Source organism: Serratia sp. FS14 (genome assembly GCF_000695995.1).
Taxonomy (GTDB): domain Bacteria; phylum Pseudomonadota; class Gammaproteobacteria; order Enterobacterales; family Enterobacteriaceae; genus Serratia; species Serratia nematodiphila.
On record NZ_CP005927.1, the window covers coordinates 1934300 to 1954129 of the forward strand.

Genomic DNA, 19830 nt, shown 5'->3' on the forward strand with positions numbered 1-19830 from the left:
CAGGGATATCACTACGCATGGAAAACACCCTCCCTATGCCGGTCTTGCAGAGCGAAATCAATGAATGCGGGCTGGCCTGCATCGCCATGCTGGCGGAAACGCAGGGCGTTCGCGCGCCATTGACGGAACTGCGTGAGCGTTACCCCGCTTCGCAACATGGCACTTCGCTGGCGACGCTGTGCGCCATTTTAGGGGAGCTGGCGCTGCCGGCTTATCCGGTGGCGTTCGAGCACCGGGATCTGGCGGCGCTGCCTTTACCGGCGATTCTGCATTACGGCGCGGGCCACTATGTACTGCTGGCATATCGTCAGGGCGGTTACGTGTGCGTAATGAATCCGGCGTTGGGGCAACAGCTGCTGCCCTACGCCGCCCTGAAAGCGGAAATCAGCGGCTACGCATTGGTGCTCGATCGCGACGATTTACCGTCCACCGCCCCCGCCGCGCGGAGCCGCCGACGGGGCGCTTTCGCCAGTTTAAGCCTGAAGGATACCGCCGGCATCGCCGGCATTTATCGCCTGGCGGCGATGACGTTTCTTATCTCGCTGACGCTGTTCATCATGCCGATGATGGTCGCCAGCGCGATCAATCAGGTGTTCGCCATGGCCGGTGAGATCGCATTCCCTTACGCCTACTATCTGCTGGCGTTTGTGGCATCCACGGCGCTGGCTCTGATGGCGCGCATCATCACCGAGCGTTTTATCAAAAACTTCGTGTTGCTGCACGGCGCCGCCGGCTTTTCCCGCCTGTTGGAAAATTCGCTGAATTTCTTCAGCAAGCGCGCGCCCGGCGAGATTTTCAGCCGTTTCACCAGCTGGCAGATGGCCGCCGGTCAGAAAATCGAACTGGATAATGGCCTGCGCACCGACTGGATCATCGGAGCTATCGCACTGGCGGTGATGGGCTATTTGAGCCCGATGCTGGCGCTGGTGCCGGTTGTCGGCATGCTGCTGATGGGGGCGGTCAGCGTTTGGGCCATTTATCGCGATCGCCACTTCACCCAGCAGTTGCAGGTGAGAGGGGCGGCGCAGAATGATTTTATTCTGGAAACCATTCAAGGGTTTTCGACCATCAAGTCCGCCGGTTTGGCTGGCCAGCGGCAGGAAGGGTTCGCCGAACATGCCCGTTCGCTGTTCAACTGCCTGCAGCGGCAAAAAGTCTATGAGCAGGTCAAGGGCAGCATTTATCAACTGATTGGCAGCCTGGAAATGGTGGTGTTCATGCTGCTGGCGTTGCCGTTGCTCAAAGGGGGCGAGCTCAGCCTGGGGGCCTTCTTCGCCTACAGTTTTTTGCGCGAAATCTTTACCTCTTACACCAGCAAGATCTTTTTTGCCGTCCTGCAGAAAAACCAACTGCACGTTATCGATGAACGTGCGCGGGATCTGTTTCCTGCCGTCTCTCTGCGTACCGGGTCTGGCGACGAAAGCGTGAACCATTTTGATGTGCAGTTGGCGTATCGGGGGGTGAGCTTCGCTTACGACGCTGGCCAACCGGTTTTGCGCGACCTGTCGCTGACGCTGGAACGGGGCGAGTGCATCGCCATCTGCGGCGGTTCCGGCGCGGGCAAGAGCACCCTGCTGAAGGTGCTAGCCTGTCTGCTGACGCCGCAGCGGGGGGAACTGACGCTGGATGGCCGCGTGCTGGCAAACGCCGCCGCGCAGCGGCTGTTCTTCCTGCAAAGCCAGGAGGACATTCTGTTCAATGCCTCTGTGTTGCAAAACATCACGCTGTTCGCCCCGTCGGCGCCGGGTCAGCAAAGGGAGGTGGAGCAGGCGCTATGCAGTTTGGGGCTGGCGGATGCGGTGGCGCAGCTGCCCGGAGGCGTGAACGCTCTGGTGCGAGAGAGCCATGCGGGGTTGTCGCTGGGGCAACGGCAGCGTCTGTTGCTGGCGCGCGCCATGTACAGCCGTTGTCCGGTGTTGGTGCTGGATGAACCGACGGCGAATCTGGATGAAAAAAACGCTGCGGCGGCGATGTCGGCTCTGGTAGCGCATTGCCGCGAGAAGGGTAAAACCCTGGTGACCGTGACGCATAACCCGCGGCTGCTGCCGTTGTTTGATCGGGTGCTGCACTTGTCGCAGGGCCGGTTGGTGGCTGCCGTCGACACCAGGATGAATGACTGTGCTGAGGTGGAGTGACGTGCCCGGAAAGAGACGCTGGCGGCGTGTGGCGCTGGCGACGATCGTGTTGGGGGGGCTGGCTGGCGGGCTGTTATGGCTGAATCGAGCGCCTGAAGTATTACCGCCGCAGACGGCGCGCGTCGATCGCGGCGACATCGAAAAAAGCGTGTTGGCTACCGGCATTTTGAAACCGGCCCGGCAGGTGAACGTTGGCGCGCAGGTCAACGGCCAACTGAAAAAACTGTATGTTAAACAGGGGGACAGGGTGGCTCAGGGCCAGCTGTTGGCCGAGATAGATCCGACGTTGCAACTTAACGAACTGCGCAAGTCGCAGGCTGAATTACGCAGCGCGCAGGCGCAGAAATTGGCGAGTCAGGCGCAGCTCAAGCAGTATCAACTGGAGCTGACGCGGCAAAGGGCGTTGGCGCGAGATCGTGCCGGCGTGGCCAGCGATTTGGAAAAAGCGCAGGCGCAGCACGACGCGCAGCTGGCGCAGTTGAAAGTGAATGAGTCGCAGATCGTTCAGGCCGAAGTCGCACAGGAAACGGCGAGGGCCAACCTGGCTTTTACCCGTATTACCGCGCCTATCGACGGCGAAGTGCTGGGCATCGTCACCCAAGAAGGGCAAACCATCGTCTCGTCGCAAAGCGCGCCGACCATTTTGGTGATGGCAGACGTGGATACGATGATGGTGCATACCCGCATATCGGAAAATGACATCTTGCAGGTGAAGACGGGGCAGCCGCTGTGGTTTTACGTCGCCGCCGATCCCCGCCGCCGATATGAGGGGACCATGGGCGCGATACAGCAGGCACCGGCGGAGGCGCTGGAAACCGACCCGCTGGGCAGGAATTCAAGCCAGCAAACGGCGGCGGTGTATTACAACGGCGTGTTTGCCGTCGCCAACGGCGAACGTCGACTGCGCACCTCGATGACGGCGCAGGTATTTATCATTACCGAACGCGCACAGGGAGTGGTGCGGGTGCCGATGGCTGCGCTGGGCGCGGCATTGGATGAAGGGGGTTACCAGGTCAAGGTGTTGGAAGGTGAGCAGACCGTGGTACGCCGAGTGCGTATCGGTACCCGCGATCGTCGCTATGCCGAAGTGCTGGAAGGGCTGAACGCAGGGGACCGGGTGCTGCTGGAGCAGCAGCCTGATGCGGAGGACGGCCATGTCAGCTAGCACGGATCCCATTATCGTTTTGGATAACGTTTCCCGCGAGTTTCAAGCCGGAGAGCAGAAAATCACGGTCCTCAAACGCGTTTCCCTGAGCATTCAGCGGGGAGAAATGGTCGCTATCGTCGGCGCCTCCGGCTCCGGAAAATCGACGTTGATGAATATTATCGGCTGTCTGGACAAGCCTTCTCAGGGGGATGTTTACGTCAACGGGGTGGCGATTGGGCAAGCCGACGGCAATCGCCTGGCGCGGCTCCGCAGTCGGCATATCGGCTTTATTTTCCAGCGCTACCACCTGATGCCCTATCTGACGGCCGGTGAGAACGTGGCTATCCCTGCATTGTATACCGCCATGCCGGCCGCCGAGCGCCGCCTGCGGGCCGCGCATTTGTTGACCCGGCTCGGGTTGGCGCAGCGCGGCGGTCATCGCCCGGCGCAGCTTTCAGGTGGGCAACAGCAGCGGGTCAGTATTGCACGCGCCCTGATGAACGGTGCGGAAATCATTTTGGCTGATGAACCGACCGGCGCGCTGGATAGCGCCAGCGGTCAGGCGTTGATGGCCATTTTGCATGAGCTGAACGCGATCGGGCATACCGTGGTCATCGTGACACACGATCGGCGGATCGCCGAGCAGGCACGGCGGATCATTGAGATCGGCGACGGCGAGATAGTGGCGGATCGTTGCCATGATGCCGCCCGACAGCGTTTTGCGTTCGAGAGGCCGCTGGCGCTGGCTGCGCCGCTGAAACGCATGAGCCCTTGGGCGGCGCTGCGAGAGGCGATCGGCATGGCTTGGCGGGCATTATTAGGGCATCGGGTCCGGGCATTATTATCGATGCTCGGCATCATCATCGGCATTGCGGCGGTCGTTTCCGCCATCGCCATCGGTGAAGGCACGCGTCAAAGCATTCTCAGGGAAATCAGCCAGCTCGGCTCCAGCACGTTGGACATTCGTCCCGGATTGGGATGGGAAAAAACGCGTCCCGATTTTGCGCGTTCGCTGAGCGCGCGCGATGCTGCATTGCTGGCGGAGATGCCTTACGTCGACAGCATCTCGCCGGTTATCAGCACCCAACTGCTGGCCGTGCGCGAAGGCAAGCAGGTGCCGCTCGCCGTGATGGGCGTCGGCGAGGGGTATTTCCGCACGCAGGGCATTCGGCTGCTTTCCGGCGGCCTGTTTGCTGCGCAGGATCTGAGTGAGCGCGCGCCGGTGGCGGTGATCGATCCCTTGCTGCAACAGGCTCTGTTTTCTTCCCGGCAAGATCCGGTGGGCGCGGTTTTGCTGATCGCGGGTGTGCCTTATCGGGTGATCGGCGTCGCGCAGCGCCGCGGCGCCCAATACGCCGGTTCTCAACCGCTTGCCTGGCTGCCCCATACGTCCCTGACTGGCCGCATCGCCGGCGATATGCCGCTGGAATCGATTGTGATGCGAGTGAATGAAAAATTGACGTTGGAAGCGGCAAGGCGGGATGTGACCCGGCGTTTGACCATAGAACATGGCCGGCGGGATTTTTTCACGCTGACCGACGATCAACTGACGCAATCCATTCAGCGTGCCTCAGACTCCATGCAGTTGCTGATCACCGCGATTGCCGCCATCTCGCTGCTGGTCGGCGGGGTGGGGGTGATGAACATCATGTTGGTTTCGGTGACGGAACGAACCCATGAGATCGGCATTCGATTGGCGGTGGGCGCCGCTGAGAAAGACATTATGCGGCAATTTTTGATTGAGGCGGTGGTGATCTGCAGCCTGGGGGGCGTGTTGGGGATCGCCTGCGCCGCGCTGGTTAAAGGGGTTCTGAGCGGCTTGGCGCCGCAGGTGACGATGCTCTTTACCTGGCCGCCATTGCTGCTGGCCTGCGGGTTCTCGGCGTTGATCGGCGTCGGGTTCGGCTTCTTTCCCGCCCGTGCCGCCGCGCGCCTGCAGCCGGTGGAGGCGTTGGCGCGAGAATGAGCCGACTTCTGGTTTGCGGGCTGGTCATGCTGTCTTTGAGCGCTTGCGGAGGGCGGCCGATCGACGCCACGGCGCCACCGTCGCTGCCGCCGCAGTGGCGTGTGGTCGATGAACGTTCCGGTTCACTGCGGGTGGGCGTCGCCTGGTGGGAAAACTTCAATGATCCGCAGCTTTCCTCGCTGATCGATGGCGTGCTGATCGCGAACCAGGATCTGGCGCTGGCCGGATTGCAGTGGCGTGAGGCGATGTTGGAGGCCGGGTTGATAGCCGGCAATGCGACCCCCGACCTGGCCGCCAGCCTGAGTGGCCGCAATACCAAGGCATTGCGCGGCGCGGCGCGGCCGCAAGAAAGTTACCGCGCAGGACTGTCACTGAGTTATGAACTGGATTTATGGGGCAAGCTGGCGCGTATTCGCGAGCAGGCTCAGTGGCTGGCCGTCGCCTCGGAGTTGGATCGGCGCAATACCGCGTTGACCTTGATCGGTGCGACCGCCCGCGGGTATTGGCAGATCGCCGATTTGAATCAGCAAGTCATCCATCAACAACAGGCGGTGGCGTTCGCGCGTGAGACTTTACGGCTGGTGGCGGCACGTCACACCGCCGGCGACGTCGGCCGATTCGAGTTGTTGCAGGCGGAGCAAAACCTATTGGCGCGGGAGAATCAACGGGATGAACTGGCACGGCAGCGGGAAGACGCTCGCAACTCGCTGGCACTGTTGTTCGGCCGTTCACCCTTGCTGCGATACCGCGAAAGGCGAGCGCTACCGATCAACGAAGTGCCCATTGCGCCACGTCTGCCGGCGGCGGTGATGGCGCGACGGCCGGATGTGCAGGCGGCGGAGCGGCGCCTGCGGGCGGCGCTGGCCGGTGCGGAGGCCGCTAAATTGAGTTTTTATCCGGCGCTGAGTCTGGAGGCCGCACTGGATGCCGGCAGCGGGCTTTTCCGCCAATGGTTCAGTGAACCTTCGCGCTCGCTGGGCGCGACGTTGACGCTGCCGTTCATTGAGTGGCGCAAGATGCGCTTGTCCAGCGACAAAGCGGCGTTGCAGGCGCAACGCGCGGAGATTCAATTTCGCGATGCGGTTTACCGCGCGCTGGCTGAGGTAGACAACGCCATGCGGGAACGTCTGGAAGCGCAGCGGCAAATCGGCAATCAACAGCGACATCTGGCGATGGGGAGACAAGCCGTGGCATTGGCCCGCCATCAATATCAGGCCGGTTCCGTCGCGCTGCAAACGTTGCTGGACGCGCAAGAGGCGGTGTTAACCAGCGAGAATTCGCTATCGGCACTGCAATATCGCTACCTGAACGCCACGATGCAGCTCTGGCTGGCGCTGGGCGGCAACGAGGCTTTCGCATCCGGGCAAGGGGAATAAGCATGGACAGAGAACGGAATACAAGACGTGTGGTGGTCACGGGTTACGGCGCCGTCACCGCGCTGGGTGGCAACGCGCAGCAAAACTGGCAGGCTATCATGGCCAACCGCCTGGCCTATCGCTATCACGATAAATCGGCGGCGGGAATACATGCGCGCTTTTTTGCTTTGCTGGAGTCTGAACCGCAGCTGGAGGGCGTTGCCGGACGGGTAAGCCGCCGGCTGCCCAGATTCGCCAGGCTGGCGCTTGCCGCCGCCGCGGAGGCGATCGGAATGGCGTTTTCATCCTCTTACAGAGGGCCTGTGCACTTTTATTCGTCGTTGGAATGCGGGGCGATTATCGGCAGCGGCTGGGGAGGGCAGGATGAGATCATGCAAAACAATGCGGACTATCTGCAATCCGGGCTGGGACAGCTGTTTGGATGTTTTCACGCGATGCCCAATATCGCGACCGCCATATGCGGCCAACATTGGTTGCTGCGGGGTTATCAAGGCTCGCCGGCGGCGGCCTGCGCGACCGGCGGCATCGCGATTGGTGATGCGTTTGAGGTGATCCGCAGCGGTCGCGCTTCAATGATGCTGGCCGGCGCGTCGGAATCACTGAGCGGCAATGGCGCGATCTGGAATATCGACGCGCTGCGTTTGCTGAGTCGGGAGCAAAAGGATATTACCAAGGCCAGTTGCCCGTTCAGCCGGGAGCGCAGCGGTTTCGTGTTGGCGGAAGGGGCCGCCGTGTTGTGTCTTGAGGAGCGAGAGGCGGCTTTAGCGCGCGGTGCGACAATATTGGGGGAGATCAAGGGATACGGCAACTTTTCAGATGCTTTTGACCTTACCGCGCCGGCGGAGGATCCGCAGGCCAAGGTGAAAACCATTCGACGTGCTCTGGAGCAGGCGGGGCTCGGCAGCCATGAGATCGACTATATCAATGCGCATGGCACGTCTACGCCGCAAAACGACGTAAACGAAACCGCTGCGGTCAAGGCGGCTTTGGGGCGCGATGCTTATCGCACGCCGATTTCCAGTACGAAATCCTATACCGGGCACTTGCTCGCCGCATCCGGCAGCTTTGAGGCGATCGTCTGCCTACAGGTATTGCAGCAGCAAATGATGCCGGCAACCTGCCATTTGCACGAGACTGATCCCGAATGCGATCTCGATTATATCCGCGAGGGGCATCGTCGCGGTCGTTTGCGCAATGTCATGAGTCTCAACTTCGGTTTCGGCGGTGCTAATGCAGCGCTGGTATTCGGCAATCACAATGGATAATGGTAGGGCATATGGAAAAGTATCATCGATTGTATGAGGCGATTTGCGGCCTGTTGTATGAAGCCAAAGGATTGGACAGAACGCTGCTGTCGGCCGATATGCCGCTGCAACAGTTGGGGTTGGACAGCCTGGATTATATGGAGTTGATGCTGCTGGTTAGGCGTGAGTTCGGCATTACGCTCAATGCGGAAATGTTTATCGAACGGCCTGACCTGACCCTTGGTGAGCTGTGTCACGTTATGACCAGTCAATAATTCGCCTCCCAGGCGGCCGTGTGCTGCGGCCAGGCCTGGGCTATTCCCCATCGTGACTTTATTTCCTCCTGCCCTGATTTTTCCTCTTATCGATTCACATAAAGATTAATACTTATCTGTTTGGTTAAGTTACGTTTGCGTCGGCGGATTTATTTCGTTTTTTTACGTGCCGTATAACGCTTCGAAACCCATGACGCCTCGCGATTTTATTAGGATTTTTCTTTGTTTTGTCGGTTTGTTTGCCAATTTCAGCGCATGTGTGAAATGGAAGAATTAACGCAAACTAAAGTGAATCAGGAAGTATGCCATCCTTATTATTTCTGATAGTGGCAGTTGAGCTGCGGTTTTCATTAACGAGGGGCCTCAAGGGGAGCGCTGAAGCGGTGAATAATTCCTGTGCACTGTTCGCGTTTGGCAAATCCGTTATACTCCGCGCTGGATGCAGGAACCTATCCATAGCCAGGGGAAACCCTGAGTGTCCATTGTGGTGATGTAAAAGGAAAATGACAGCCACATTTTTCCGATCAAAGTAATAGAGGTTGTATGTCTAATCGTAAACATCTGACGCCTTCCGAAGTGGAGAGACTGCTTGAGGTCACGCTGCAGGGAAAGAATCCAGAACGCGATTATTGCTTGATTTATATGTGTTTTATTCATGGGTGCCGCGCCAGCGAAATAGGGGGATGGCGTTTGTCGGATATCGATCTGGAAGGCGGCAACATTTATGTTCATCGCTTGAAGAATGGTTTTTCCACGGTGCATCCGCTTTATCTGCGCGAAAGGCAATGTCTGCGGCGTTGGTTGGATAAGCGTCAACGGCACCGCTGGGCCGATCAAGAGTGGTTGTTCCTGTCCAACCGCGGTGGCCGTCTGTCGCGCCAACGTATTTACGGGTTGATTCGCCATTACAGCAAGGTGGCCAAATTGGAGGTCAACGCTCATCCACATATGCTGCGGCATGGCTGCGGATTTGCATTGGCGGACCGCGGTATCGACACCCGTTTAATTCAGGATTACCTCGGGCATAGAAATATTCAGAATACGGTGATTTATACCGCCAGCAATGCACAGCGCTTTAAGGAAATTTGGTAAGTGTGATTTAAGTTAATAACGATAAGGAGTCACTTTGAACTAAACTGAAACATACTGTAAGGACGCGTAAAAACAATGTCAATATTCCTATGCTCTCTTTCCCGATCAAAGTTTAATTGTCTTTAAAAACAGTGCGCTGTGATTTTATTTCTTGTCGAACCCCACCTCTTCATCTAAGCAAAATCCTAATCAAAGATCCGCAGATTTAAATCATTGGGTTTACACCTTGGTTTTTTAGTCTGATTTATTGTCCATTTGTTATCAAGTTAGTTTTAAATTCTGTTAAATATATTTTTTTGGTTTTAAAAGCCAAAGGAGTCACTTTAGTTCAAAATGAATCGTTTGGGTGAATAAGTCCGAAGCCACTAATCAGTCTGGCTAAGGCCCTTTACATTCATGGAACTAAATAAAAGGAATGACATTAAGGATATGTCGGAAATAAAACCATGCATGTTTTGCATAATTTTAAGGAAAGTAGGATGAAAAAGAATCTGCTGGCTGTAGCTGTATTGACCGCGTCCGCATTTATCCCCTCTGTATTTGCTGCTGACGGCGCGCTGAATATCACCGGTACCATCACCGATCAGTCTTGCACCGTCGATCCGGATTCCCAGAACAAGCAGGTTGCTCTGGGCAAAATCGCTAAAGATGCGTTCACCCTGTCTAAAACTGCCGGTGCCAAAGCATTCAACCTGGTGCTGAAAAACTGCCCGGCCACCGTCACCGGGGCGACCGTACGCTTTGACGGCACGCAGGTGCAGGGGCAGTCCGGGCTTCTGCAACTGACCGGCGCCGGCACCGCTGGAGTGGCAGGCGGCATTGGCGTACAGCTGCTGGATGACGGCAGCAACGTACTCAACATCGGCAACGATTCCCGCGTGTACACGTTGGCAGAGAACAAAGACAACGTTCTGGGCTTTGTGGCGCGCTACTTCGCTTACGACACAGTCTCTGTCGGTAGCGCGAACGCCACCGCCAACTTCACCATCGTTTATCAGTAAATTCACGTCGTCATTCTGGCGTAAGCGTTAGAAAACTGGGCCAGAGGCTGCGCCTCTGGCTCTTTATCCATCGGGGAAGGTAACAAAATGAAAGCGGGATATTTTGCGCTGGCGGCAGCGTTATTGATGGCGCTTTGGACTCCGGTACAGGCCGGCGTGATCGTGGGTGGGACACGTCTGATTTACGATGGCGGCAAAAAAGAGTCTGCACTGAATATCAATAATCCGGATGCGGTGCCTTATCTGATCCAATCTTGGGTCGATGGGCAAGAGGGCGACAGCGTTAAAGCGCCTTTTATCATCACGCCGCCGTTGTTTCGTTTGGACGGCGGCCAAAATAACCTGTTGCGCGTGGTGCGTGCGGGCGGCAATTTGCCGACGGACAGAGAATCGCTGTATTGGCTGAATGTGAAGGCAATCCCTTCGGTGGAAAAGAAAGAGAACACGCTGCAAATTGCGATCAAGACCCGCATCAAGTTGATTTATCGTCCCCAGGGGCTGGCTGGCAATCCGGAAGAGGCGGCCGGTAAAGTGACATGGCGGCGCAGCGGCGACCGGCTGCAGGTGACCAATCCTTCTCCCTATTACCTCACCTTTTTTAATTTGAAGCTGAACGGCAGCGCCATTACCGGCAACACCATGGTCGCGCCGCAAGCTACCGCCAGTTTTCCGTTGCCGACGGCGCACGCTGGGGGCGGCAGCCTAAGCTGGCAAATCATCAACGACTATGGCGGAACCGGCCAGACTTTTACTGGCACGTTATAGCCGGGCAGCGATGCGTGTTTTTTGGGCTCCGGAGTACGCCGGGGCCGGCGTTCGGCTTACCTGAGCTTTCGACGGGCTAAGCCAATCGGGACAGGGAGTTAAAAGGATGAATAACCCGAATTGCATTGGTTTACCAGGGAGCCGATCGATTCTGGCCGGTTTGATGTCTTGCCAGGTGGCACTGCTTTATCCAATCGGTGCAGCGCATGCGCGCGATTACTTTAACCCGGCGCTGCTGGAGATTGATAATCCGGCGCTGCGTGGCGCCGACCTCTCCGTATTTGAAGAGAACAGCAGCCAGGCGCCCGGGCGCTATCGGGTCGATCTTTACTTGAACGGAGAACAGATCGACAGCCTTGACGTCGAGTTCCGGCTGATGCCGAGAGCAGATGGTAAGCAAACGCTGCAGCCTTGTCTCAGCACGGAAAAATGGGCTGAGCTAGGCGTGAGGGTGGCCATGTTCCCAGCGATGGTGCCTGGGGATAGCTGCGTCAACCTGGCGCAGGCCATTCCACAGGCCTCTGCAGTATTCCAGTTCAATCAGTTGAGACTGAACCTAAGCATTCCTCAGGCGGCATTGCGCTTGAATGCACGCGACTATGTCTCCCCGGATAAATGGGATTCCGGCATACCCGCGTTATTGGTCAATTACAACTTCAGCGGCGCCAATAGTCAGATGCGCGACACGCAGCGGCAGAACAACAATAACTATTACCTCAATTTGCGCTCGGGTATCAACTGGGGCGCCTGGCGTTTGCGTAACTATTCCATCTGGAATCACTACACCGGCGGTGCTTCATCCTGGCGTTCAATCAATACCTATCTGCAGCGCGATATTGTTGCGTTGCAAAGCCGCCTGACGCTGGGGGACAGCACAACGTCCAGCGAGGTGTTCGACAGCGTACAGTTCCGCGGCGGGCAATTGGCTTCTGAAGATGACATTCTGCCGGACAGCATGAAGGGCTACTCGCCGGTGGTGCGCGGGATTGCGCGCACTAACGCGCAAATCGTGATCCGGCAAAACGGCTACGTGATTTATCAAAGCTATGTACCGCCGGGTGCGTTTGAAATTACCGATCTGTACCCCACGGGCGGCAGCGGCGATCTGAACGTCAGCGTGCGCGAGGCTGACGGGCAGGAGCAACATTTCGTGGTGCCTTATGCTGTGGTGCCGGTGCTTCAGCGCGAAGGGCGTTTCAAATACAGCCTGACCAGCGGGAAATACCGTTCATACAGCGGCGGCGTTGATGAACGTCCGTTCAGCCAGGCCACCGGCATCTACGGTTTGCCGTGGGGAGCTACCCTGTATGGCGGCGTGCAGGCGGCCAGTAAGTACCAGTCTCTGGCGCTGGGGTGGGGGCAGAACATGGGGGCGGTGGGGGCGTTGTCCGCAGATGTCACTCAGGCATGGACCAAGCAGGAAACTCGGCCGAAAGAGCAAGGGCAATCATGGCGTCTGCGTTACGGCAAAAACTTCATTGAAACCGGCACTAACTTCAGCTTGGCCAGCTACCGCTATTCCACGCGCGGTTTTTATAACCTGCAAGAGGCGCTGGAGAGTTACGGTGGCAACAGTGCTGTCTATAACGACCGCAAAAAGAGCCGAGCCGAGTTGACGATGAGCCAGAGCCTGTGGGATCTGGGCGGAACGCTGTCGCTCAGCCTGTTTAACGAGGATTACTGGAATGACAATCGCCGCTCGCAGTCGGTCAGCCTCAGCTACAACAACAGCTGGGAAGCCATCAGTTATGGGCTGAATTATACCTTCAGCCAAAATGGTTACGACAGCAACGGCAACCACAGCAATATCCGCGATCACATCGTTGCCTTCAACGTCAGCGTGCCGCTCAGCAAATGGCTGCCGGGCAGCTACGCCACCTACGGCATGAACGCCAGCCGCAATGGCGCCACCAGCAACAACCTTGGGTTGAGCGGTACTGCTCTGCCGGGCGACAACCTGAACTACAGCATCAGCCAGGGTTATACCGGCAGGGGCGTGGGGGCGAACGGGAATATTCAGGCGGATTATAAAGGCGCCCTCGCTGAGTGGAACCTGGGCTATGGCTACGAGCGCCATCGCCGGCAGGTGAACTACGGCGTGCAGGGCGGCGTGCTGGTGCACCAAAACGGCGTCACGTTGTCGCAGCCGCTGGGCGATACGGTGGCGTTGGTGCAGGCACCTGGCGCCGCAGGGATCGATGTCCTGAACCAGACCGGGGTCAGCACGGACTGGCGTGGCTATGCGGTTGTCCCTTATCTGACGCCTTACCGGCGCAATATCGTCGGGCTGGACGGTGAGTCTTTCGCCGAGGATGTCGACATGACGCTAAGCAGCCAAACGGTGATTCCAACTCGCGGCGCCGTAGTGCGCGCCAGCTTCAATCCAGATGTCGGAGCCCGAGTGTTGCTGACGTTGCTGACGCGTAGCGGTGATCCGGTGCCCTTCGGCGCCACCGTCAGCGATCTCAACAGCCCTTCCGATAAGGGCAGCATTGTCGGCGATGGTGGGCAGGTTTATTTGGCCGGCATGGCGGAGAGTGGCCGGCTGCTGGTTAAGTGGGGCAATGATGCCGCTCAGCAATGTCAGGCTAACTATCAATTGGCTAATCAGCCTGAGAGCGGCGGTATACGCCTCGTGAATGGGCAGTGTCTATAAGGTGCATATGATGGTTAAGGGAATATCTATTAAACGTGTGGTCAGCGCCTGGGGATTGCTGCTGAGTATGATGCTGTACGCTCAGCAAGCGCAGGCCGTTTTTGGGCAATGCAAGCCGAAATCCGGCACTAAAGGATTCTCATTTGTTTTCTCGCCGAAATTGGTTGATCCGTCTCAAAACATGGCGGGGCGAATTATCAAGAACGCCGACGGCGGTAAATGGAATCTGGCCGGCTCCTATCTGGTTGAGTGTGAATGCCAGTATCGTACGGCGTCTTACGTAACCGCCAAAGTACTGCTGAGTGACCAGGTATTCATTGAGGGGGGACTAACCTATTACGCGCTGAATGAATATCTGGGCGTCGCCAGTGAAGTGTACGTGGCGGGCTACCGCGAAGAGTATATCGCCGCACCGTTTGAGAATGAGTCGAATAAAAAGACCGATATGGATGGCGATGATGAGTCCTGCGCCAGTACACCTTATAACAGCGGCGCTAAAGGGCGAATCCATCTCTATTTCCGCCGTCCTTTCGTGGGGGTGACGACGATACCCAGCACCAAACTGGTGGAAACTTATGTCTCGGTCGTGAGCGGTGTGAGCAGTGATGTGGCGGTGTCTACCGTCTCAATGAGCGGCACCGTCACCGTGCCGCAAAGCTGCGAAATCAGCCCTCAGACGGTGACGGTGGATTTCGGCGATATCCTGACCACGGACTTTCAAACCAAAGGGGCGATGCCGTCCCGCTTCACCCCGCATGAGAAAACGCTGACGCTGGCTTGTAGCAACATTTCCAATGGCGTCAAAGTCAGCCTGTCATTTCGCGGCGAAGCCGACGGCAACATGCCCGAGGCGCTGAAGACCAGCAACGACAGCATCGGGGTGATGATAAAGGATCTGTTTGGCAACCCGATTGCACCGCAAAACGGCCGGTTGCCGGTCGATTTTCAATACCCGAGTCAGTCAGGGCGAACCGGGATCAGCGTCTATCCCATCAATACCACCGGGAAGGCGCCTGCGATGGGCAAGTTCAATGCCACGGCGACCATTCAGGCAGAAATCCAATAAACGGATATTTCAACGGCAGTGGGGTGGGCGGGCCCCTGCGTTTAACGAGAAGGAACAGATTATGGTGAAAATGTTTAATCGTTTTGGCTGCAACCTGGTGCTGAGCAGCATGTTGATTTTGACGATCCCGACGGCACAAGCGGTATCGAAAATAGTGATTTCCGGCAACATTAAAGCTGCTCCCTGCGAAATCGACAGTGCGAACGCTAGCGTTACGGTCAATCTGGGGGACGATATTTCCGCCGCCACGCTGGCGACCTCCGGCGCCTTCAGCCCTTGGGTGGAGTTCCCCCTGACGTTAAAAAACTGCCCGAGCACCACCACGTCGGTTGTCGCGACCTTCAGCGGGACCGTCGCTGAGGAAAGCACCAGCTTATACAAAAGCACCGGCAGTTCTCGTCGGGTACAAATTGAATTGCAAGACAACCAGGGAGCAAACCTGGGTAATGGCAAGAACATGACCCAGTCAGTTAACCAGGCGACGCATGAAGCCAAATTCAATTTGCGGGCGCGGGCGTACAGCACCCATGGCGGATCGACGCCTGGTTCAATAGACGGCACTCTGCAGGTCACTTTTGTCTATCAGTAGGCAATGGGACAAAAGGGCCAGCGTGGGCGGAAGGCTAACGACAGAGTTAAGGTGATGATATGAAAATCAATTATCCCGATGGAATGACCTTGGCGGCGGGCAATGAAGCGGCGGGTGCCGTGGCTGTCATGGAACCCTGCGCCATGACGGCTCTGGGGATGAGAAACCGGCTGATTGAATCCTGCGGTCTCCAACCTGGCAACATTCGGCAGGTGGCGAATCTGGTGGAACTGAGAGCCTTATTGACTGAACATCCGCATCGTTTATTGGTGATGGAGCTGTGTGGACAATCAGAGTCGGTATTGGAGGGATTCAAGCTGATCGCCGAGGTGCGGGAAAACTCGCCGGACACCGCGATTGTCATTTGTACGGCATTGGATGAACCGAGGTTGTTGCGGCAGCTCATCGCTTCCGGTATTCGCGGCCTGATGCTGAAGCAGGAACCGGCTATTGCATTGACCCACTGTGTTCAGCAAGTCCTGACAGGCAGTTGCAGCTTCAGCCACCGGGTACGCCAACGTCAATTGCATGAGGCTGGCGCCGATAAGCCGCTGACGGCGAAGGAACTGGATGTGTTGACCCAACTGTTTTCCGGTAAGAGCGTGACCTGCGTGGCGCTGACAATGTGCCGTGATATCCGCACCGTCAGCACCCATAAACGCAATGCGATGTTGAAGCTGGGGTTTCACAGCGATGGGGAACTGTATCTTCAGGGGAAATGGATGGCTGCGCAAGGTTCATCCTTGGTTCGCTAGGCAAGCGTGCGATGCCTCTCGGGTAAGCAAGCATAGGAGCAGATTATGCATTTATGGCGTCAGCAACCGCTGAACATAGCGTTAATGGACAGATGTCCATTGACGCTGGAAGGGTTGGCCAGTTTTTTAAAAACGCTGCCAACCCAGGTAAAAGTCGTCGTAAAGGAAACCAGCGTACGTGCCGTGGTGGATAGCGTGGTCTATCAGCAGGCCGACGTGCTGATTACCGAACTGGACGGTGACGATGAAACGGTGGCTCAGGGCAGGGAAGCGTTGCTGTCCCTGTGCACGCAACTGCCCGAATTACGGGTGATTGCCTATACCCGTTGCCGTAATGCAGAAGAGTTAGGGCGATTGTTGCCTCAGCCCAATGTCAGCATCGTCGCCAGAGATGACGCTTTACCGCTGGTGGCGGAGTTTTTTAATCGGGTCTTGCTTGGGGAGCGAGTGTTGAGCCCACAGATAGGGACTTTTCTGGCACCCTCGGTTAGCGGAGATGAGGTGTTCACCCGAAAGCTGACTCGCTGCGAGACTGATGTGTTGGCCTTTTTGTTCAACGGCATGAGCCTGCGGCAAATCGCCGAATTGCAACGCCGCAGCATCAAGACGATCAGCGCGCATAAATGCAGCGCCATGCGCAAACTGCAGGTGAAGAATGACAGCGAACTGTTTTCATTGCACGGCAATATTACACGACAATTTGGCGGGAAGTGGTCAAAGGGGACTTAATCGTTAATGACAGGGTAAAAGCAGGTAGCATAGGCGCTGAAAAAATAATCAAACAAGTGTTCCCCTGGGCGGGTGGATGAAAGCAGCTCGGCGTTGGAATAGTGCTGAATTAGACCGTTGTTGGCGTGCCGGGCTGCATTTTCCCATCCGATATTTTTTACCTTACTCGATGCGCATGTTAAAAGAAGATGAGCGCCTGCACCGTTATTTCCATCGTAAGATTAAATGCTGATCGTGCGGAATCGCTCTACATTGGTTGCGGTGTAGATCACCGTATTCTGGATATTTTTGTGCCCTAAATAATCCTGAATCAAGCGCGTATCGACCCCGTTATCTGCAAGCGCGTAACCGCAGGAGTGTCGCAGCATGTGAGGATGAACCTGAACGCTAATACCGGCCATTTCACCGTACATTCTCATTAGGCGATACAGTTGCTGACGTGAAATTTGCCCGCCGTGGCGCGACAGAAATAACCATGGGGAATTGGCGTCAGGATAGTTCGTCCGCTGGGCCAGCCAGTTTAACAGCGCCTGTCGTTCTCGCGGCTGAATGGGGTGCTGAACGGAAAAACCGTTCTTTAGCCGAGATATATGGATCCGATGGGAGGCAAGATCAATATCTTGCAGGCGTAATGATCGCAGTTCGCTCACCCGCAAGCCATGAATGAAGCACATTAATAGTAAACAACGGTCTCGAATGCTATTTTTACCCTCATGCACGGCGGCAATCAGTTGTTCAATTTCAATCTGGCTAAGGAATTTCCTTTTTTTCATTTTCCTTTCCTGCGTATCTGGTACTGGCGATTTCCATCATGAAGTTTTATTAAAGCATTGGAACATAATAGGCAGCAAAGGAAATAAATAATTTTATTTGTTAATTCATGGGTTTATTTTATCTTTTTGTTTTTTTATTTTTTAGTGAATGAATTTTGATTTTATAGATCTATTTTCTTTAGCAGCTTATTTAATTGGCGAATATATAGCGTCCAGAGCGAACGATGCTGCGAATTGGCCGCCGTCAGGCGGCAACGCCTCTCCCCGACCAGTGCTCAATAAACTGTGATGAGAATTCGTCTTGATCTCATTCTCACGCCGCTTACAATGCCTGCCAGATCGCGACTTCAGAGGTTTTTCATGGAACTGCTACGGGTGGTTTATCACCAGTATCGTTGGCCATTTCTGGCGGTTATGGCATTGACCATGACCAGCGCCGGCTTGGGCATCGGTATCATTGCGTTTATCAATCAATACCTGATGGACGCCGGCGGCGAAGCATTGGCTGTGCTGCCGATGTTTCTCGCTCTGCTGGCATTGCTGATGGCGGTCACGCTGGGATCGCAATTGGCGCTGACGACATTGGGCCATTACTTCGTCTACCGCCTGCGCGGGCAGTTAGTGAAGCGCATCCTGGATACCGATATTGAACGCCTTGAACAGTTAGGCAGCGCCTCATTGTTGGCCAGTCTCTCTAGCGATGTCCGCAATATCACCGTCGCCTTCGTGCGCTTGCCCGAACTGGTGCAAGGGGTGATTTTAACTCTGGGGTCGGCGGCCTATCTGGGGTGGCTATCACCGAAAATGCTGGCGGTGACGGCGGTGTGGGTCGCCGTCACCGTGGTGGGCAGCGGTTGCCTGGTCTCGCGGGTTTATCGCCATATGGCCAGTTTGCGCGAGTCGGAAGAGAGCCTCTATCATCATTACGAATCGGTGATTGACGGTCGCAAGGAACTGACGTTAAACCGCAAGCGAGCGCAGGCGCTGTACGAACAGACCTATCAACCCGATGCGCAAGCTTACCGCCACCATATCATTCGCGCCGATACCTTCCATTTGAGTGCGCTCAACTGGTCAAATATCATGATGTTGGGGGCGATCGGACTGGTGTTCTTTATGGCTAACAGCCTGGGATGGGCGAACTCGGCGGTGGCCGCCACGTATTCTCTGACGCTGCTGTTCTTGCGCACGCCATTACTGCAGGCGGTCGGGGCGTTTCCGACGCTGGTCAGCGCCGAAGTCGCTTTCAACAAGCTGAAGACGCTGCGCCTGGCCGAGTACCAACCGGCGTTCCCTGCCGCCGCCGGCCGTTCCTGGCAGACGCTGGAGCTGCGCGACGTGGTTTTTCACTATGCCGATACGGAGCAACAGCCCGGTTTTGCCGTCGGGCCGCTTAATCTGACGCTGCGGCGTGGCGAGCTGATCTTTTTGATCGGCGGCAACGGCAGCGGCAAGTCAACGCTGGCGATGCTGTTGACCGGGTTGTACCGGCCGGTGAGCGGGCACATCGTTCTGGATGGCGTCGCGCAGACCGCGGCGGATATGCCGGACTATCGTCGGCTGTTTTCGGCGATTTTCACTGATTTTCATCAGTTCGATCGTTTGCAAGGGCCGGAAGGCGGCGAACCCGATGCGGAACTGGTCGCCGGCTGGATCGAGCGGTTGAATATGAAAAGCAAGCTGCAGTTCGACGGCGCCAGGGTGACTAACCCGCAACTGTCGCAGGGGCAGCGCAAGCGTCTGGCTTTGCTGCTGGCCGTGGCGGAACAGCGCGATATCTTGCTGTTGGATGAATGGGCCGCGGATCAGGATCCGCAATTCCGGCGCATTTTCTATCGCGAGCTGTTGCCAGAACTGCGCGCGCTGGGCAAAACGGTGTTTGCCATCAGCCATGACGATCACTATTTCGAACATGCCGATCGGCTGCTTGAGATGCGCTCGGGTCATTTACGTGAGCTGACCGGCAGCGAGCGTGAACACGCCAGCCGGGATTCCGTCAGCAGAATCGGTTAACTCACGCCGGCCCGAGCGAGACCAACGCGGGCCGGTGCTTCTCTCCGTATGATCCCAGTGCGTCGCTTCATTTTATCCCCCGCCTTCAGCGCTGTCTGTTGCCGATTTGGCTTATGACCAGTCAAATAATTGATGGTTGAATTATTTACTAGTGGTTTGATTTTGACCTTTCAAGGTATGGCACACTGCACGTTCGTTCGCCTATCAATTCAAGTTATCGCCTGCCGATAACAGTGATATCCACGGTG

At 56.6% G+C, this 19830-nt stretch carries 16 protein-coding genes; 15 read left to right on the plus strand and 1 reads right to left on the minus strand.

Annotation, left to right across the window (positions count from 1 at the left end; translation table 11 throughout):
• Positions 1 to 17 precede the first annotated feature (17 nt).
• The 14 genes from L085_RS08755 (at position 18) to L085_RS08820 (ending at position 16796) form a co-directional block, all read left to right on the plus strand.
• Entirely contained in the window at positions 18 to 2135 is a 2118-nt protein-coding gene (locus L085_RS08755; RefSeq protein ID WP_044030576.1) for an ATP-binding cassette domain-containing protein, read from the plus strand.
• Positions 2113 to 3300, plus strand: a complete 1188-nt coding sequence (locus L085_RS08760; protein WP_049870652.1) for an efflux RND transporter periplasmic adaptor subunit — start codon at positions 2113 to 2115, stop codon at positions 3298 to 3300. The genes L085_RS08755 and L085_RS08760 overlap by 23 nt, the downstream gene beginning before the upstream one ends.
• Complete coding sequence (locus L085_RS08765; protein WP_044030578.1) at positions 3290 to 5248, plus strand: MacB family efflux pump subunit; 1959 nt, start codon at positions 3290 to 3292, stop codon at positions 5246 to 5248. Before L085_RS08760 ends, L085_RS08765 begins: the two co-directional genes overlap by 11 nt.
• Positions 5245 to 6624, plus strand: a complete 1380-nt coding sequence (locus L085_RS08770; protein WP_044030579.1) for an efflux transporter outer membrane subunit — start codon at positions 5245 to 5247, stop codon at positions 6622 to 6624. The genes L085_RS08765 and L085_RS08770 overlap by 4 nt, the downstream gene beginning before the upstream one ends.
• A gap of 2 nt (positions 6625 to 6626) precedes the next feature.
• Positions 6627 to 7889, plus strand: coding sequence for a beta-ketoacyl-[acyl-carrier-protein] synthase family protein (locus L085_RS08775; RefSeq protein WP_044030580.1), 1263 nt, complete (start codon positions 6627 to 6629; stop codon positions 7887 to 7889).
• 11 nt (positions 7890 to 7900) lie between these two features.
• Positions 7901 to 8143, plus strand: a complete 243-nt coding sequence (locus L085_RS08780) for an acyl carrier protein (protein ID WP_033644937.1) — start codon at positions 7901 to 7903, stop codon at positions 8141 to 8143.
• Between the two features lie 543 nt (positions 8144 to 8686).
• Complete coding sequence (locus tag L085_RS08785) at positions 8687 to 9235, plus strand: tyrosine-type DNA invertase (protein ID WP_044030581.1); 549 nt, start codon at positions 8687 to 8689, stop codon at positions 9233 to 9235.
• 479 nt (positions 9236 to 9714) lie between these two features.
• Positions 9715 to 10236 carry a fimbrial protein gene (locus L085_RS08790; protein WP_044030582.1) on the plus strand — a complete coding sequence of 174 codons (522 nt, stop codon included), beginning with the start codon at positions 9715 to 9717 and terminating at the stop codon, positions 10234 to 10236.
• A gap of 87 nt (positions 10237 to 10323) precedes the next feature.
• On the plus strand, positions 10324 to 11001 hold the full coding sequence (locus L085_RS08795) for a molecular chaperone (RefSeq protein WP_044030583.1): 678 nt from the start codon (positions 10324 to 10326) through the stop codon (positions 10999 to 11001).
• Between the two features lie 106 nt (positions 11002 to 11107).
• Complete coding sequence (locus tag L085_RS08800) at positions 11108 to 13657, plus strand: fimbria/pilus outer membrane usher protein (protein ID WP_044030584.1); 2550 nt, start codon at positions 11108 to 11110, stop codon at positions 13655 to 13657.
• A gap of 7 nt (positions 13658 to 13664) precedes the next feature.
• Positions 13665 to 14723 (plus strand): fimbrial protein, encoded by a 1059-nt coding sequence (locus tag L085_RS08805; RefSeq protein WP_226988582.1) that lies wholly within the window; start codon positions 13665 to 13667, stop codon positions 14721 to 14723.
• A gap of 61 nt (positions 14724 to 14784) precedes the next feature.
• Complete coding sequence (locus L085_RS08810; protein ID WP_226988583.1) at positions 14785 to 15312, plus strand: fimbrial protein; 528 nt, start codon at positions 14785 to 14787, stop codon at positions 15310 to 15312.
• A gap of 59 nt (positions 15313 to 15371) precedes the next feature.
• Positions 15372 to 16067: a response regulator transcription factor gene (locus tag L085_RS08815; RefSeq protein WP_044030585.1), complete on the plus strand. Its 696-nt coding sequence runs from the start codon at positions 15372 to 15374 to the stop codon at positions 16065 to 16067.
• A gap of 45 nt (positions 16068 to 16112) precedes the next feature.
• A complete protein-coding gene (locus L085_RS08820; RefSeq protein WP_044030586.1) occupies positions 16113 to 16796 on the plus strand; it encodes a response regulator transcription factor in 684 nt (227 codons plus the stop codon).
• Positions 16797 to 17017: 221 nt separating this feature from the next.
• Here the strand turns inward: L085_RS08820 and L085_RS08825 are convergent, their stop codons facing one another.
• Positions 17018 to 17569, minus strand: a complete 552-nt coding sequence (locus tag L085_RS08825; RefSeq protein ID WP_044030587.1) for a tyrosine-type DNA invertase — start codon at positions 17567 to 17569, stop codon at positions 17018 to 17020.
• Between the two features lie 360 nt (positions 17570 to 17929).
• Here L085_RS08825 and L085_RS08830 point away from each other — a divergent pair, with 360 nt between their 5' ends.
• Positions 17930 to 19582, plus strand: a complete 1653-nt coding sequence (locus tag L085_RS08830; protein WP_044030588.1) for a multidrug ABC transporter permease/ATP-binding protein — start codon at positions 17930 to 17932, stop codon at positions 19580 to 19582.
• The last annotated feature ends 248 nt before the right edge of the window (positions 19583 to 19830 follow it).

Excerpts from the sequence above, each read along its gene's own strand:
- L085_RS08775 (WP_044030580.1), top strand. The coding sequence starts at position 6,627 with ATGGACAGAGAACGGAATACAAGACGTGTGGTGGTCACGGGTTACGGC.
- L085_RS08785 (WP_044030581.1), top strand. The coding sequence starts at position 8,687 with ATGTCTAATCGTAAACATCTGACGCCTTCCGAAGTGGAGAGACTGCTT.
- L085_RS08755 (WP_044030576.1), top strand. The coding sequence starts at position 18 with ATGGAAAACACCCTCCCTATGCCGGTCTTGCAGAGCGAAATCAATGAA.
- L085_RS08770 (WP_044030579.1), top strand. The coding sequence starts at position 5,245 with ATGAGCCGACTTCTGGTTTGCGGGCTGGTCATGCTGTCTTTGAGCGCT.
- L085_RS08800 (WP_044030584.1), top strand. The coding sequence starts at position 11,108 with ATGAATAACCCGAATTGCATTGGTTTACCAGGGAGCCGATCGATTCTG.
- L085_RS08810 (WP_226988583.1), top strand. The coding sequence starts at position 14,785 with ATGGTGAAAATGTTTAATCGTTTTGGCTGCAACCTGGTGCTGAGCAGC.
- L085_RS08820 (WP_044030586.1), top strand. The coding sequence starts at position 16,113 with ATGCATTTATGGCGTCAGCAACCGCTGAACATAGCGTTAATGGACAGA.
- L085_RS08795 (WP_044030583.1), top strand. The coding sequence starts at position 10,324 with ATGAAAGCGGGATATTTTGCGCTGGCGGCAGCGTTATTGATGGCGCTT.
- L085_RS08805 (WP_226988582.1), top strand. The coding sequence starts at position 13,665 with ATGATGGTTAAGGGAATATCTATTAAACGTGTGGTCAGCGCCTGGGGA.
- L085_RS08760 (WP_049870652.1), top strand. The coding sequence starts at position 2,113 with ATGACTGTGCTGAGGTGGAGTGACGTGCCCGGAAAGAGACGCTGGCGG.
- L085_RS08830 (WP_044030588.1), top strand. The coding sequence starts at position 17,930 with ATGGAACTGCTACGGGTGGTTTATCACCAGTATCGTTGGCCATTTCTG.
- L085_RS08815 (WP_044030585.1), top strand. The coding sequence starts at position 15,372 with ATGAAAATCAATTATCCCGATGGAATGACCTTGGCGGCGGGCAATGAA.
- L085_RS08790 (WP_044030582.1), top strand. The coding sequence starts at position 9,715 with ATGAAAAAGAATCTGCTGGCTGTAGCTGTATTGACCGCGTCCGCATTT.
- L085_RS08765 (WP_044030578.1), top strand. The coding sequence starts at position 3,290 with ATGTCAGCTAGCACGGATCCCATTATCGTTTTGGATAACGTTTCCCGC.
- L085_RS08825 (WP_044030587.1), bottom strand. The coding sequence starts at position 17,569 with ATGAAAAAAAGGAAATTCCTTAGCCAGATTGAAATTGAACAACTGATT.
- L085_RS08780 (WP_033644937.1), top strand. The coding sequence starts at position 7,901 with ATGGAAAAGTATCATCGATTGTATGAGGCGATTTGCGGCCTGTTGTAT.